The 14,161-nt window shown below is 71.2% G+C and carries 15 protein-coding genes; 5 read left to right on the top strand and 10 right to left on the bottom strand.

The genetic code is table 11. The annotated features are described in order from the left end of the window. Positions 1-39: 39 nt before the first annotated feature. Together ACWPQI_RS06070 and ACWPQI_RS06065 are read right to left on the bottom strand one after the other, a co-directional pair. Positions 40-519 (bottom strand): nuclear transport factor 2 family protein, encoded by a 480-nt coding sequence (locus ACWPQI_RS06070; protein WP_017679493.1) that lies wholly within the window; start codon positions 517-519, stop codon positions 40-42. Between the two features lie 97 nt (positions 520-616). Further along, positions 617-1,240: a TetR/AcrR family transcriptional regulator gene (locus tag ACWPQI_RS06065; protein ID WP_017679492.1), complete on the bottom strand. Its 624-nt coding sequence runs from the start codon at positions 1,238-1,240 to the stop codon at positions 617-619. A gap of 91 nt (positions 1,241-1,331) precedes the next feature. On the opposite strand from ACWPQI_RS06065, the gene ACWPQI_RS06060 reads away from it, so the two are divergent. Both ACWPQI_RS06060 and ACWPQI_RS06055 read left to right on the top strand, forming a co-directional pair. Then, a complete protein-coding gene (locus ACWPQI_RS06060; RefSeq protein WP_304433569.1) occupies positions 1,332-2,846 on the top strand; it encodes an acetyl-CoA acetyltransferase in 1,515 nt (504 codons plus the stop codon). Beyond that, on the top strand, positions 2,843-3,637 hold the full coding sequence (locus tag ACWPQI_RS06055; RefSeq protein WP_017679490.1) for an enoyl-CoA hydratase-related protein: 795 nt from the start codon (positions 2,843-2,845) through the stop codon (positions 3,635-3,637). The genes ACWPQI_RS06060 and ACWPQI_RS06055 overlap by 4 nt, the downstream gene beginning before the upstream one ends. Positions 3,638-3,737: 100 nt before the next feature. Here ACWPQI_RS06055 and ACWPQI_RS06050 read toward each other — a convergent pair whose 3' ends face one another. Then, a complete protein-coding gene (locus ACWPQI_RS06050) occupies positions 3,738-5,534 on the bottom strand; it encodes an ABC-F family ATP-binding cassette domain-containing protein (RefSeq protein WP_048771951.1) in 1,797 nt (598 codons plus the stop codon). Positions 5,535-5,555: 21 nt separating this feature from the next. After that, positions 5,556-6,482, bottom strand: a complete 927-nt coding sequence (locus ACWPQI_RS06045; protein ID WP_040274463.1) for a 4-(cytidine 5'-diphospho)-2-C-methyl-D-erythritol kinase — start codon at positions 6,480-6,482, stop codon at positions 5,556-5,558. A 75-nt stretch (positions 6,483-6,557) separates the two neighbouring features. Here ACWPQI_RS06045 and ACWPQI_RS06040 point away from each other — a divergent pair, with 75 nt between their 5' ends. Then, a complete protein-coding gene (locus ACWPQI_RS06040; RefSeq protein WP_017679487.1) occupies positions 6,558-7,547 on the top strand; it encodes a helix-turn-helix transcriptional regulator in 990 nt (329 codons plus the stop codon). 81 nt (positions 7,548-7,628) lie between these two features. Here the strand turns inward: ACWPQI_RS06040 and ACWPQI_RS06035 are convergent, their stop codons facing one another. From ACWPQI_RS06035 to ACWPQI_RS06010, 6 genes are all read right to left on the bottom strand, one after another. Beyond that, positions 7,629-7,835 carry a cold-shock protein gene (locus ACWPQI_RS06035; protein ID WP_003937833.1) on the bottom strand — a complete coding sequence of 69 codons (207 nt, stop codon included), beginning with the start codon at positions 7,833-7,835 and terminating at the stop codon, positions 7,629-7,631. A 411-nt stretch (positions 7,836-8,246) separates the two neighbouring features. Further along, a complete protein-coding gene (locus ACWPQI_RS06030) occupies positions 8,247-8,453 on the bottom strand; it encodes a cold-shock protein (protein WP_003937832.1) in 207 nt (68 codons plus the stop codon). Between the two features lie 240 nt (positions 8,454-8,693). Further along, positions 8,694-9,560, bottom strand: a complete 867-nt coding sequence (gene rsmA, locus ACWPQI_RS06025; protein ID WP_040274585.1) for a 16S rRNA (adenine(1518)-N(6)/adenine(1519)-N(6))-dimethyltransferase RsmA — start codon at positions 9,558-9,560, stop codon at positions 8,694-8,696. 135 nt (positions 9,561-9,695) lie between these two features. After that, positions 9,696-9,860 carry a hypothetical protein gene (locus ACWPQI_RS06020; RefSeq protein ID WP_017679484.1) on the bottom strand — a complete coding sequence of 55 codons (165 nt, stop codon included), beginning with the start codon at positions 9,858-9,860 and terminating at the stop codon, positions 9,696-9,698. A 242-nt stretch (positions 9,861-10,102) separates the two neighbouring features. Continuing rightward, a complete protein-coding gene (locus ACWPQI_RS06015) occupies positions 10,103-11,230 on the bottom strand; it encodes a resuscitation-promoting factor (RefSeq protein ID WP_010592977.1) in 1,128 nt (375 codons plus the stop codon). Between the two features lie 708 nt (positions 11,231-11,938). After that, a complete protein-coding gene (locus ACWPQI_RS06010; RefSeq protein WP_010592978.1) occupies positions 11,939-12,364 on the bottom strand; it encodes a DoxX family protein in 426 nt (141 codons plus the stop codon). A 193-nt stretch (positions 12,365-12,557) separates the two neighbouring features. On the opposite strand from ACWPQI_RS06010, the gene ACWPQI_RS06005 reads away from it, so the two are divergent. Together ACWPQI_RS06005 and ACWPQI_RS06000 are read left to right on the top strand one after the other, a co-directional pair. Continuing rightward, positions 12,558-13,067, top strand: coding sequence for a VOC family protein (locus tag ACWPQI_RS06005; RefSeq protein ID WP_040274459.1), 510 nt, complete (start codon positions 12,558-12,560; stop codon positions 13,065-13,067). Next, positions 13,068-14,048 (top strand): pirin family protein, encoded by a 981-nt coding sequence (locus ACWPQI_RS06000; protein ID WP_010592980.1) that lies wholly within the window; start codon positions 13,068-13,070, stop codon positions 14,046-14,048. The last annotated feature ends 113 nt before the right edge of the window (positions 14,049-14,161 follow it).

Below are 14,161 nucleotides of genomic sequence, written 5' to 3'. Positions count from 1 at the left end.
GGGTCCCCTCCTCTCGGCCGGTACGGGTTCGCGGCCGGTTCAGGACGCGCGGGGCGGCTGCTGCAGCAGCGACCACCGGTTCGAGGTGAGCCGGAAACTGGGCATGTCGGCAACGGACGTGACTGTCTCCCAGTTCCTTTCGTAACCGGTGTGGGAGATGCGCCAGAGCCCGTCCGTGCCGCGCACGTAGCGGTCGTGGTAGTAGGCGGACCCGCGCATCACGAGCCCGTCCTCGGGCACCACCACCGTGTCGGCGAGGAACCAGATACCCGTGGCCGTGTCCCCCTCGACGTCGATCTCGGGGTGGCCGCAGTGGTGTTCGGTGATGACGTGGGATCCGAGGGTGTTCTCGAGGAAGTTCAGGAACGCGTCGCGCGATTCGAAACTCAGGTGTTCGCCGTAGACGGCGGTGGCCTCGGGAACCATGGTGTCGGCCAGTTCGATCCACGACTTCGTGTCGAGCGCCCGCGCGTAGCGGTACTTCAGCCGCTCGATCTCACGTATCGCCTGCAGGTCCATTCTCGCGCCTCCCACCACAGGGCCTGTCTGCCAGGCTAGCCGGGATCCCCCTTGGGGGGTATCGATTCCGGCGGCTCGCCGGGCAATTGGATTGCAGTTAGGTCACGGGACCTGGATCGTGTTCCCGTTTCGCGATCAGGGCGCGGATCGCGGCGTCGACGAGCGTGCGGGCGTAGGCGTCGTCGTCCGCCGCCGGTCCGGCGAGGGAGAACAGCACGTGGCTGAGCGCCGCACCGGTGACCATCTCGAGCAGGAGGGTCACCGAGACCTGCGGCGGCAGCTCACCGCGTTCGACCGCCCGCAACACGATGGTGCGGGCCGCGACGAGGCGGCTCCGATTGAGCGTGGTGGTCAGGTGGGCCAGCAGGTCCGGGTGCACGCGCGCGTCGAGCGCGACGCGCAGGCTCACCAGCCCAGGTGTGGTGCGGTAGCCGCGCAGCAGCTGGGTGACCAGTTCGACCAGGTCCGAGCGCAACGCCCCGGTGTCGATCGGCACCGGCAGCGGGCTGCGCGCCTCGAGCGCCTGCACGAGCAGTTCGTCCTTGGTGGCCCAGCGGCGGTACAGCGCCGCCCGTCCCACCCGGGCGCGCCGGCCGACCGCGTCGAGCGTGAAGCCGCGCCAGCTCGTCTCGGAGTAGACCTCGATCACGGCGTCGTAGACGCGATCCTCGAGGTCGGCATCGCGGGGTCGGCCACGGCGACGCACGATCGGCTCGGTCACGGTGAGCAGTGTGCCAGACCATTTACAGACTGAATCAGTCCGTATTACTGTGCGGGTGACCGTTGCCCCGACCACTCCCCCGAGGCCGCACATGACCGACCCTGCCCGGACACCCGTCGTCGTCGGCGTGGGCGACCTGCGCTCCGGACGCGCCGGCGCCCCCGCCGACCCCCGCGAACCGCTCGACCTGATCCACGACGCCGCCGGGGCGGCCCTCGCCGACACCGGCGTCGACGGCATCGCGCGGCGCATCGACGCCGTGTACGCCGTCAAGACCGCGAGCTGGGCGTACGACGACCTCCCGGCGCTCCTCGCCGCACGCCTCGGCGCCGCGGCGGCCCGCACCCACACCAGTCCCCTCGGGGGGCACTGGCCGGCAGCGCTGCTCGACCGCATCGGCCACGAGATCGCCACCGGCACGACCGGCGTCGCGCTCCTCGTCGGCGGCGAATGCCAGGCCTCGGTCACCGCCGCGACGAAGGCCGGCACCGACCCCGCCGCACTCGGCTGGACCACCGACCCCGGCGGCCCGCCCGCCTTCGACCCGGACGACCTCGGCAGCCCCGCGATGCAACGCGCCGGGATGCTCGCCCCCACCCGCGTCTACCCGCTGTTCGAGACCCGGCTCAGCCACGAACTCGGGCACTCCCACGACGAATCGCTGGCCTGGTCCGCGCAGCTGTACGCCGCGTTCTCCGAGATCGCCGGACGCAACCCCACCGCCTGGAACCCCGATCTGCGCACCGCCGAGGACATCACCACCGTGGGCCCGCGCAACCGGATGGTCACCGCTCCGTACCCGCTGCTGCTCAACGCGATGCCGTTCGTCGACCAGGCGGCCGCCGTCGTCGTCACCTCCCTCGCCACCGCCCGCGAACTCGGCGTCGCCGAGGACCGGATCGTGTACGTGTGGGGCGGGGCGGGCGCGACCGAACCGGCCGACATCCTCGCCCGCGCCGGCCTCGGCCGGTCCGCGGCACTCGCCGACGCCCTCGCCCGGACGCTCGAACGCACCGACCTGCGGCCGGCCGACCTGGACATCGTCGACGCCTACAGCTGCTTCCCCGTGGTGCCGAAGCTGCTCGTCGAACACCTCGGCCTGCCCCGCGAGACCGTCCCGAGCGTCACCGGCGGCCACTCCTTCTTCGGCGGACCGCTCAACAGCTACACGCTGCACTCCCTCGTCGCCGTCACCCGCCGGCTGCGCACCGACGGCGAGATCGCCCTCGTCCACGGCAACGGCGGCTACCTGACCTACCAGCACACCGTCGTGCTCGCCGCCGCCCCGCACACGCGCGGGTACGTCGGCGATCCCGAGCCACACGTACTGCCCGCCACCGGACCCGATCCCGCCGTCGGCTACAGCGGTGACGTCGAGATCCATACGGCAACCGCGGAATACGGACGCGACGGCCATCCGGCGATCGGGTTCCTGGTGGGCACCACCCCCGACGGCCGTCGAGTCTCCGGCTACACCGACGCCGCCGGCGCGCAGGTGCTCGCCGCGGGTGCGGACATCGTCGGGCGCACCGTCCACGTCGTCGACCGCGGCGGCGCCCTGACCGTCACCCTGACCGATCCCGTCACCGAGGAGTCCCCCGCATGACCGAGCCCGTCGTCCTGGTCGAACAGCGCGGCCACACGCTACTCGTCACCATCAACCGGCCCGGGGCCGCCAACAGCATCGACGCCGAGGTGCACACCGGCCTCGGCGAGGCGTGGGAACGCGCCGACAGGGACCCGGACGTGCGCGTCGTCGTCCTCACCGGTGCCGGAGAGCGGGTGTTCTGCGGCGGCGCCGACCTCGAGGCCCTCGGGACCGCCGGACCGGGTGGGGTCACCCCGCCCGAGACCGCGCACTGGGGGTTCGCCGGCGTCGTCAGGCACCCGATCGCCAAGCCGATCGTCGCGGCGGTCAACGGCACCGCCCTCGGCGGCGGTACCGAACTCGCCCTCGCGAGCGACCTCGTCGTCGCCGCCGACACCGCCGAGTTCGGGTTGCCCGAGGTCCACCGCGGCCTCATCGCCGGCGCCGGCGGGGTGTTCCGCATCGTGCAGGCCATCCCGCGGTCCGTCGCGATGGAACTCGTGCTCACCGGCAGGCCGATGTCCGCGGCCGACGCTCTGCGCTGGGGCCTGGTCAACCGCGTCGTCCCCCGGACCGACGTCCTCACCACCGCGCTCGAGCTCGCCGACCTCGTCGCGACCGGCGCGCCCCTGGCCGTGCAGGCGAGCAAGACGATCGCCCGCGGCATCGTCGACGGCATCGTCCCGTCCGAGGAACCGGCCTGGGACGCGACCGAGGCCGCCCTGGCCCGGCTGACCACCAGCGCCGACACCGTCGAGGGCGTCATGGCTTTCATGCAGAAGCGCGCACCCGTCTGGAGCGGACGATGACCACCGCACTGGATCGGGAGACCTGGGACACCCCCGAGCGGGCGGCTCCGCCGCCGGTGTGTCCTTTGGGCTGCTACCGCCGCCCAAAGGACACACCGGTCTACAAGTTCTCGGCGAGCTCCATCCACTGCTCCTCGGCGGCTTCCTTCTCCGCGACCACGCCGCGCAGCTCGGCGTCGAGCTTCTGCAGGCGATCGGGATCGGTGGCCGCGTCGGCGAGGTCGTGGTGCAGCTTCTCCTCCCGCTCGGTCAGCTTCGCCACGCTCCGCTCGAGCCGCGCCAGCTCCTTGCGGGCGGCCCGCTCGGCGGCGCCGTCGCGCTTCGGTTGTTCCGCACCCTGTTCGGGCATCGACGTCTTCGCGACCGTGGAGGCCGACGACGGGATGTCCCCGTCACCGAGCGCCGCACGACGGCGCAGGTACTCGTCGATCCCGCCCGGCAGGTTGGTGAGCGCGCCGTCGCCGAACAGCGCCCACGTCGAGTCACAGATCCGCTCGATCAGATAGCGGTCGTGCGAGATGACCACGAGGGTGCCCGCCCACCCGTCCAGCAGGTCCTCGAGCTGCTGCAGGGTGTCGATGTCCAGGTCGTTGGTGGGTTCATCAAGCAGCAGCACGTTCGGCTCGGCCATGAGCACCCGGGTCAGCTGCAGCCGTCGACGCTCGCCACCGGAGAGATCGCCGACGGGTGTGCGCTGCCGCGCCGGGGTGAACCCGAGCCGCTCGGCGAGCTGGCCGGCCGAGATCTCCTTGTCCCCCAGTGTGATCCGTTCGGCCACGTCCTTCACCGCGTCGAGCACCCTCAGGTCGGTGGGCAGGTCGTCGAGTTCCTGCCGCAGCCAGCCGATCTCGACGGTCTTGCCCTGGATGCGACGACCGGACGCCGGTTCGATCTCCCCGGCGAGGGTGCGCAGCAGCGTCGTCTTGCCGGAGCCGTTGACCCCGACCAGGCCGATCCGCTCCCCCGGGCCGAGCCGCCACGTCAGGTCGCGCACCAGCTCGCGGCCGTCGGGGGTGGTCAGTGTCGCGTCCTCGAGCTCGATGACCACCCGGCCCAGACGGCGTTTGGCGAACGACGCCAGCGCCACCGTGTCCCGCGGCGGCGGCACGTTCGCGATCAGCGATTCCGCCGCCTCGATGCGGTAGCGCGGCTTCGAGGTGCGGGCCGGGGCCCCGCGCCGCAGCCAGGCGAGTTCCTTGCGCGCGAGGTTGCGGCGCCGTTCCTCCATCGCGTCGGCCTGCCGGGCCCGCTCGGCACGAGCGAAGATCCAGTCGTTGTAGCCGCCCTCGTAGCTTTCCACCTGCCCGTTGACGACCTCCCACGTGCGGGTCGCGACGGTGTCGAGGAACCACCGGTCGTGGGTGACGACGACCAGGGCGCTGCGCCGGGCGAGCAGGTGCTCGGCCAGCCACTGCACACCCTCGACGTCGAGGTGGTTGGTGGGCTCGTCGAGGACGAGCAGGTCGAGGTCCTGCACGAGGGCGGCGGCCAGCGCGACGCGTCGGCGTTCGCCGCCGGAGAGCCCGTCGACGAGGGCGTCGAGGCCGAGCCGGTCGACACCGATACCCGCGAGGACGGAGCGGATCCGGGCGTCGCCGGCCCATTCGTGCTCGGCCACCCCCAGCGGTCCCAGCACGACCTGTCCGACCGTGGATCCGGCCGGCAGGACGCCGCGCTGGGTGACGACCGCCATGCGCAGCCCGCCGACCCGGCTGACCCGGCCCGAGTCGGGCTCCTCGAGGCCGGTGAGGACCTCGAGGAGGGTGGTCTTGCCGCCGCCGTTGAGGCCGACGACGCCGATGCGCTCGCCCTCCTGCACACCGAGCGACACCGAGTCCAGCAGCGGTTTGATGCCGAAGGACTTCGAGACCTGTTCGAGGTTGATCAGATTCGCCACGCGGAGCAATGCCTTCCGAGATCAGGGGTGGGAGTTGTCGACGACGCGCGCGCCGGGGACCGGGCCGGAGGCCACGCGCACCGTCCGGCACACGCCGGCCCCGGCCAGTTCGGCGCTCACCGTCACCGCCGCGGCGGCGTCGGCGCACAGGAATGCACACGTGGGGCCGGACCCGGAGACGATGCCGGCCAGCGCGCCGGCCTCCACGCCCGCCCGCAGGGTACGGCGCAGTGCGGGCGCGAGCGAGAGGGCCGCGGACTGCAGATCGTTGCCCAGCAGCGGTGCCAGCGCGTGCGCGTCACCGGCGGCGAGGGCCTGCAGCAGGTCGTCGAGGCCGCGGACCCGGGGCGGGGAACCTTCCGCCCGGAGACGGTCGAGTTCGCGGAACACCACCGGAGTCGACAGGCCACCCTTCGCGAGGGCCAGCACCCAGTGGAAGGTGCCACGGGAGAGGACCGGCACCAGCTGCTCGCCGCGGCCGGTGCCGATGGCGGTGCCGCCGTGCAGGCAGAACGGCACGTCGCTGCCCAGTTCCGCCGCGAGGTCGTCCAGGTCGTCGCGGGCGAGACCGAGTCCCCACAGGGCGTCGAGTGCGACGAGGGTGGCGGCGGCGTCGGCGCTGCCACCGGCCATCCCGCCGGCCACGGGGATGCCCTTGTCGATCGTGATGGCGACCTCGGGTGCGCGCCCGGCGCGTTCGGCCAGCAGCGTCGCGGCCCGCCAGGCGAGATTGGTGGCGTCCGCGGGGACGGCCGCGGCGTCCGCTCCGCGTACCCGCAGGCTCAACACGTCGGCTCGCACGACCGACACCTCGTCGCTCAGGGACAGCGCGTGGAAGACCGTGCGCAGCTCGTGGTACCCGTCCTCGCGCAGGTCACCGACGGCGAGATGCAGGTTCACCTTGGACGGTGCTCGCACGGTGACGGGGCTCGGGACGACGGACAGCACGGATATACAGCTTACGCACCCCTGCGGTCCCGAATGCGGACGGCGGCTGTCCTCGTTCGCTGGCATGCTCGGACCATGCGCGAAACGTCCGCTCGCCTGTTGCGGCTGCTGTCGCTCCTGCAGACCCGGCGGGACTGGTCGGGTGCCGAGCTGGCCGACCGCCTGCAGATCACGACCCGCACGGTGCGCCGGGACGTGGACAAACTCCGCGACCTCGGTTACCCCGTGGACGCCACCGTCGGGGTCGGCGGCGGATACCGCCTCGGCGCCGGCGCGGAGATGCCGCCGCTGCTGCTCGACGACGAGGAGGTCGTCGCGGTGGCCGTCGCCCTGCAGTCCGGCGCGACCGGCTCGGTGACGGGGATCGGCGAGGCGTCGGGGCGTGCCCTCGCCAAGTTGCGGCACGTGATGCCCTCGCGGCTGCGGCACCGCCTCGAGGCGCTGCGTGTGGAGGTCGTCGAGCGGGCGCCCGCCGCGTCCGCAGTCGACGCGGCGCTGCTGTCCGCCGTCGCCGCGGTGTGCCACGCGCACGAGCGGCTGCGGTTCGACTATCGCGCGCACGACGGCGGCTGCTCGCGGCGGGAGGTGGAGCCGTACCGGCTGGTGCGGTCGGGTGCACGCTGGTATCTGATGGCGTGGGATCTGCATCGGCAAGACTGGCGGTCGTTCCGGGTCGACCGGATGGAGCCGAAGATCCCCACCGGTCCCCGGTTCGTCCCGCGCGAGCTGCCGCCGGGCGGGGCGGCGGAGTTCGTGAGCCGGGGCATCGCCCGCGGCATCGTCCGGACGCGGGCCCGGGTGCTGCTGCACGCGCCGTTCGACTCGATCGTGCCGATGGTCGACGAGCAGTGGGGAACTCTCGAGCCGGTCGACGAGAATCACTGTGCGGTCGCGCTCGGCGGCTCGTCGCTCGGGTCGATCGCGAGCTGGCTCGCGGAGTTCGACGTCGACTTCACGGTGCTGGATCCGCCGGAACTGCGGGAGGCGTGCCTGCAGGCAGGCCGCCGGCACGAGCTGCTCGCCCGGAGATACGAACGCGCCGGCTCCGTCGCGGGAAGCGACTGAGCCGGCGCGTGCGGTGACCGAATGTCACATCGGTTCGGTTCGATCGAGTGCGTGTGACATTCGGTCGGTGAGGCAGGTGGGTCAGCCGATGACGGTGACGCCGGTGGCCTGCGGGCCCTTCTGGCCCTGGCCGACCTCGAAGCTCACGCGCTGGTTCTCCTCGAGGGTGCGGAAGCCGCCGCCCTGGATCTCGGAGAAGTGCACGAAGACGTCCGCGGAGCCGTCGGCGGGGGCAATGAAGCCGAAGCCCTTCTCGCCGTTGAACCACTTCACGGTACCTTCAACCATGTTCATTCCTAAGAAGATTCGGGAAGCGCCGGGCTTCCCCACTCGTCGAGCGACACTTCGCCGCTCGGGTCTGTCACTCGACGGTAGAGAACGATTCCGTGTGGGCTATCGCATCCGCTCGCAACCAGAAATGTGCGAGGGGTGAACCACGAACACAACCTAACGACCGAGAGCCAGTAGATCACATCGACGCCCGCACCGCCAGCGAAACGCCCGGAAAGAACTCGAAAGCGCATTGTGCGAGCCCTTTTTCGCGGAGCACACGCGGGGTCCGGAGACGGAAGAAGGACCGGTCCGTGCGGACCGGTCCCTCTTCACTGCTTGTCACACCTCTGCCGGCGGCACTTCCGCGGCGACCTCACGAGGCCGTCGGGGAATGCGCGCGTCCGGAAGAACGCGCAGCGAGCTACGTCAGCCGATGACGGTGACGCCGGTGGCCTGCGGGCCCTTCTGGCCCTGGCCGACCTCGAAGCTCACGCGCTGGTTCTCCTCGAGGGTGCGGAAGCCGCGGCCCTGGATCTCGGAGAAGTGCACGAAGACGTCCGCGGAGCCGTCGGCGGGGGCAATGAAGCCGAAGCCCTTCTCGCCGTTGAACCACTTCACGGTACCTTCAACCATTTTCAACCTCATACATCTCGGAAAGCCTCGAGGCCTTCACGTTTCGTCGAACGACACGACGTCGCCCGGGCCTGTCACTCGACGGCTGAGAAGGATTCCGTGGGAATTTCGCATCCGCTCGCAACTAGAGAAATGTGCGAGGGGTAAACCACGAACACACTACCTAACGACCGTGTACCAGTAGAGCACAGATCCGCCGGTCTGCCAAGCGTTGCGCGGGCACCGGTCTGCGCGCCGCCGTCACGACGTGCCGGCGATCCGCACGAAGGCGGCGGCATCGAGTTTCTCGCCCCGCGTCGACGGATCGATTCCGGCGGCGAGCAGGCGGCGCTCGGCTTCGGCGGCCGAGCCGGCCCAGCCGCTCAGCGCTGCGCGCAGCGTCTTGCGGCGCTGCGCGAAGGCGGCATCGACGACGGCGAACACCGTGCGGCGGTGCGCCTCGTCCGTGGGCCAGGGCGGTTCGGTGTAGCGGTCGATGCGCACCAGGCCCGATTCCACCTGGGGCACCGGCCAGAACACGGCCCGGCCGACCGAGCCGGCGCGACGGACATGGCCGAAGAAGCCGGCCTTGACGCTGGGCACGCCGTAGACGCGGCTGCCGGGCGCGGCGGCGAGCCGATCGGCCACTTCGGCCTGCACCATCACCAGAGCCGTACGCAGCGAGTCGAATTCGGCGAAAAGGTGAAGCAGCACGGGGACCGCGACGTTGTAGGGCAGGTTCGCAACGAGGGCCGTCGGGGCAACCGGCAGGTCGGCGGGGTGCACCCGCATGGCGTCTTTCAGGACGACGTCGAGCCGGTCGGCGAGGTCGGGGGCGCGGTCGGCGACCGTCGCGGGCAGTCGCTCGGCGAGCCTGGGGTCGATCTCGACGGCGACGACGCGGTCGACCACGTCGAGCAGGGCGAGCGTCAGCGAGCCGAGACCCGGGCCCACCTCGAGGACCACGTCGTCGCGGCCGACACCGGCGACGGAGACGATGCGGCGCACCGTGTTGGCGTCGTGCACGAAGTTCTGGCCGAGCTGTTTCGTCGGCCGGACACCGAACTCCTCCGCGAGGGCGCGCACCTCGGCGGGGCCGAGGAGGGCGGCACGACCGCGAGCGGTCACGTCGGAACCGTCGCGAGCGGTCCCGTCGGAACCGTCGCGAGCGGTCCCGTCGGAACCGTCGCGGGCGGTCCCGTCGGAACCGTCGCGGGGGGCCGAGCCGGGATCGCCGGAGGAGTGGTCTGGCACGTGCCGAACCTAGCGCACGCCGCTGCGGGACGAGTAGGACGGCCACGCTCCCCGGCGCTTCGGTCGACCCTTCCGGTCCACCTGTGGGCGGCCGTAGGCGCCGGTGACGGTGACCGCGACGAGGGCGTCGACCGGTTCGCGACGGGTCTCGACTCCGTCGATACTCGACGGCACCTCACGCGCCCTCCGCGGCACTCCGTGTACCCGGCCGTCACGTCGGTGCGCACGGTGGCCGGCGAGCGCTGTCCCCGGCCGACGTCGACCGGCGGGGTCGTGCCGGAGGAAGGTCTCGTGCCGGAAGAGCGTCGTCGCGGCGCCCCGGCGACGGATGTCGCCAGGAGCGCCGCGACGACGGTGTGCTGCAGCACGAAACGCGTGTCGGCGATCCTCGTCCGCGAGGACGTGAGGCGGAGTTCCTACCGCAGGCCCATCTTGCTGGTGCACGACGGCCAGGCTCCCCAGCCCTGTGCGGCCTGGACCTTCTCGGCGACGGCGATCTGCTGCTCGCGGCTGGCCAGGTCGGCGCGCGGCGCGTACTGGGTGCCGCCGAACGCGGCCCAGGTCTGCTGGGTGAACTGCAGGCCGCCGTAGAAGCCGTTGCCGGTGTTGATGGCCCAGTTGCCGGTGGCCTCGCACTGCGCGAGGGCGTCCCAGGTGGAGGCACGGCCGGAAGCGGGCACGGCCGGCTTGGGCTTGGTGCCGACGCGGACGACGGCCGGGGCCGGCTCGCGGAGGGTCGTCGAGGCCTTCTCGGTGCGGCCGACCTCGACGCCGTCGATCGTGTGCACCTCGAAGGTCACGGTGCGCTCACCGGGAGCACCCGGGGTGTCGACGGCGGTCTCGCCCTCGGTCATGTTCGGGTCGTCGACGCGCTGTTCGGGGGCCGGCACCGGCTGGTTCTCGATGCGGGTCTCGATGCGGTCGCGGGTGACGCGGATCTCGAGGCCCTCGGTCAGCGCCGCATCGACCGGGGGCATCACCGAATCGGCCTGCTCGAGCGCCACACCGTGCGCGGTCAGGAACTCCCCGACCGTCGGCGCCGCCATCCGCACCTCGACCGGCGGGGCACCACCGTCGAGCAACCGCACCGTCTTCGGGCTCACCACGTCGAGCTCGGCACCCTCGAGCGGCAACCGGTGCGACCGGGACGCCGAGGTGTACACGTCCGCGGCCAGCTCGAACTGCGCCAGCGCCTCGTCCACCGTCGACGCCGTCGTCCACACGGTGCGCTCGACACCGTCGACGCTCAGCTGCACCTCACGTGCCCGCCGCAGCACCACCGTGTCCCCGTCCGAGACCGCGGCGTCGACGGCCGGGGCCACCACGTCGTGCTCGCCGACCGGGTAGCCGGCGCCGGCGAGCACGTCACCGACCTCGGAGCTCATGGTGCTGAGCGCGACCCGCTCGCCGTCCACGTCGAGGGTGAGTTCCTTGTGCTGGATCAGCGCGGCGACTCCGCCGGCCGCGAGGGTGAGGAAGAGCGCGGCGACGACCACGTACAGCGTCGGCGATTTCGCTCTGTTGATCTTGGTGAAAGGTGACACGGTAATTCCTGGACTGTCGACAACTTCGATCACAGCACGGTAACGAATCGGCATTGATACGGCAACTGCAGTGGGTCTACCTGCGAATTTCCCGTAAGGAAGTAGGTGACGATTCGTAATTTTCGATCAATGACCGAGTCGTGTCCGAGCCGGAACCGCGTCGATTCGACGCCCGGAAAATCACCCCACGCGAAGCGTGAATTACCGCTGTGGAATTTGCGCGAGTGACCCACCGTCCGGGGCCGCGGCGGGGGGCGGTTCCACGCGCCCCGGACATCGTCGCGCTCTCGACGCGTGGACCCACGGTGCCGCGATCCGGGCCAGGGGGCGACGCGGAACTGCGCACAGCCGCGGCTGTCGGCTCGCGCAAGGCGGGAGGCACGGCACCGTCACAACGGACGGCCGTTCTGCGAAGGGCCGCAGACGAGGAGCGGCCGAAAAGTCCGACGCGCGGCGGGGACTCTGCCCGGCGGGCGAACGGCGACGCGCCGGGGCGAACGACGACCGCCCGGCGGCGACAGGCGACGGAGGAGGCGGTCGGGATCCGCGCGGCGAAAAACGCGACGGGTTGCGCGGGAGCGCCGCCGGGAGCTGCTCCCGGCCGACGGTTACGCCACGAGGGAGCCGTTCGGCGGGAACGGATGCGCGATCTTCGCGCGAAAGTGCTCCGAAGGCCGGCGCCCGGTCTCCCGGACGCCGGCCCTCGGCCTACGCGGTCTGCAGGAACCGCACCCGGCGGCCGAGCAGGGCGTCGACGCTGTACGCGCCGGCGCCGACGACCGCGAGAACCAGCGCTCCGGCGCCGAGTGCTCCGACGAGCTCCCATCCACCGTCGGTGACGTAGATGCCGTTGCCGATGTGGACGAAGAAGAACGCGCCGAGCATGTTCACCAGCAGCAGGACACCGAAGACCGGCACGAGCAGGCCGATGATCAGGGCGATGCCGCCGAGTGTCTCCACCCAGGTGGCGTAGAAGGCGGACAGCGCGGGCACGGGCACGTCCATGCCCTCGAATCCGGCCTTGGTGGCGGAGTATCCCTGGTTCACCTTCTGCAGCCCGTGGGCCAGGAAGACGATCCCGATGACCACTCGGGCGACGAGCAGCCCGACGTTGCGCAGGACGGGGTTGTTCATGGGGGTGACCTTTCGGTGCGGGCGGTGGGGGCTCGTCCTTCGATCGAAGCCGCCCCTACGGTAGCGACGCAAGGTTGAAGGTTCAACTTAATCGGCCACCCGCCGCCGGACGGCATCCGAAAAGTAGTTGATCGATCAATCACATGGGGTATGCTTTCGTCGAAGGCGCAACCACCGGCCGAAGGAGCCCCCCGTGAGCACCAGCGTGGAAGAGGAACGCAGCCGCCGCTCCGCGACGTTGCGGGAGGAACTCCGTACCCGCTACCTCCGGCCCGTCGGCGAACGACCCGCGTCGTCGGCGCGCGGGTTGCACCACACCGCACTCGTCAGCAGCGACGTCGAGCGCACGGTGCGCTTCTACCAGGACGTGCTCGAGTTCCCGCTCACCGAACTGGTCGAGAACCGCGACTACCCCGGTTCGTCGCACTTCTTCTTCGACATCGGAAACGGAAACCTGCTGGCCTTCTTCGACTTTCCCGGCCTCGACGTCGGTCCCTACCAGGAGGTCCTCGGCGGGCTGCACCACATCGCGATCAGCGTCGAGCAGAGCCGCTGGGAACGCCTGCGCACCAAACTGACCGAAGCGGGCGTCGACCTCGTCGAGCACAGCGAGGTCTCCCTGTACTTCCGCGACCCCGACGGCGCCCGCATCGAACTCATCGCCGATCCCCTCGGCGAGATGTACGGAAGCAAGGTCTTGTAGATGAGCAACGTCGACGCCGAGCCCACCGAGATCGTCTGCGAATCCGAGCCCGCGCCCACCCGGGTACAGATCATCACTTCCCGTGAGGTGCCGCTCGGCGGCCCGCGCGCGATGCCGGTCCGCCGCACGCTGCCGCAGCGCGCCCGGTCCCTCGTCGGAGCCTGGTGCTTCGCCGACCACTACGGGCCCGACGACGTCGCCGCGACCGGCGGAATGGACGTCGCGCCGCACCCGCACACCGGCCTGCAGACGGTGAGCTGGCTGTTCGCCGGCGAGATCGAGCACCGCGACAGCCTCGGCAAGCACGCATTCGTCCGCCCCGGCGAACTCAACCTCATGACGGGCGGCCACGGCATCGCGCACTCGGAGGTCTCCACACCGGCCACGACGGTCCTGCACGGCGTCCAGCTGTGGGTGGCCCTGCCCGACGCACACCGGGACGCTCCTCGTGACTTCCGGCACCACGTGCCCGAACCGGTCCGGCTCGCGGGCGCGACCGTCGCCGTCTTCCTCGGCTCCCTCGCCGGCTCCACGTCGCCGGTGCCCACCTTCACCCCGCTGCTCGGGGCCGAGATCACCCTCGACCCGGGCGCGAGCGTCGAACTGACCGTCGATCCCGCGTTCGAGCACGGCCTGCTGGTCGACACCGGCAGCATCCGGCTCGCCGGCACCGTCCTGTCCCGCTCCGCGCTCGGCTACGTCGGCACCGGCGTCTCCACGCTCCCCCTGACGAATCTCACCGACGAACCCGCACGTGCCGTGCTGCTCGGCGGGACGCCGTTCGGGGAGGAGATCGTCATGTGGTGGAACTTCGTCGGTCGCAGCCACGACGAGATCGTCGCGTTCCGCGACGAGTGGCAGCGCGAGGGAGAACGCTTCGGCCGGGTCGAGGGCTACACCGGGAAGGTCGCGCGGCTACCCGCACCGGCGCTGCCCAACGCGCAGATCCGGCCGCGCCGCAATCCCCCCACCGCCCACTGAGGGGGCACCCTCACCAGGAACACCGAAGGGGCACCCTCACCAGGAACACCGAAGGGGCACCCTCACCAGGAACACCGAGGGGGCACCCTCACCAGGAACACCGAGGGGCACCC

It is taken from the genome of Rhodococcus sp. LMD (assembly GCF_056108245.1).
The sequence above is the reverse complement of the archived record's forward strand: the minus strand, read 5'-3'. Positions and strand labels throughout refer to the sequence as shown.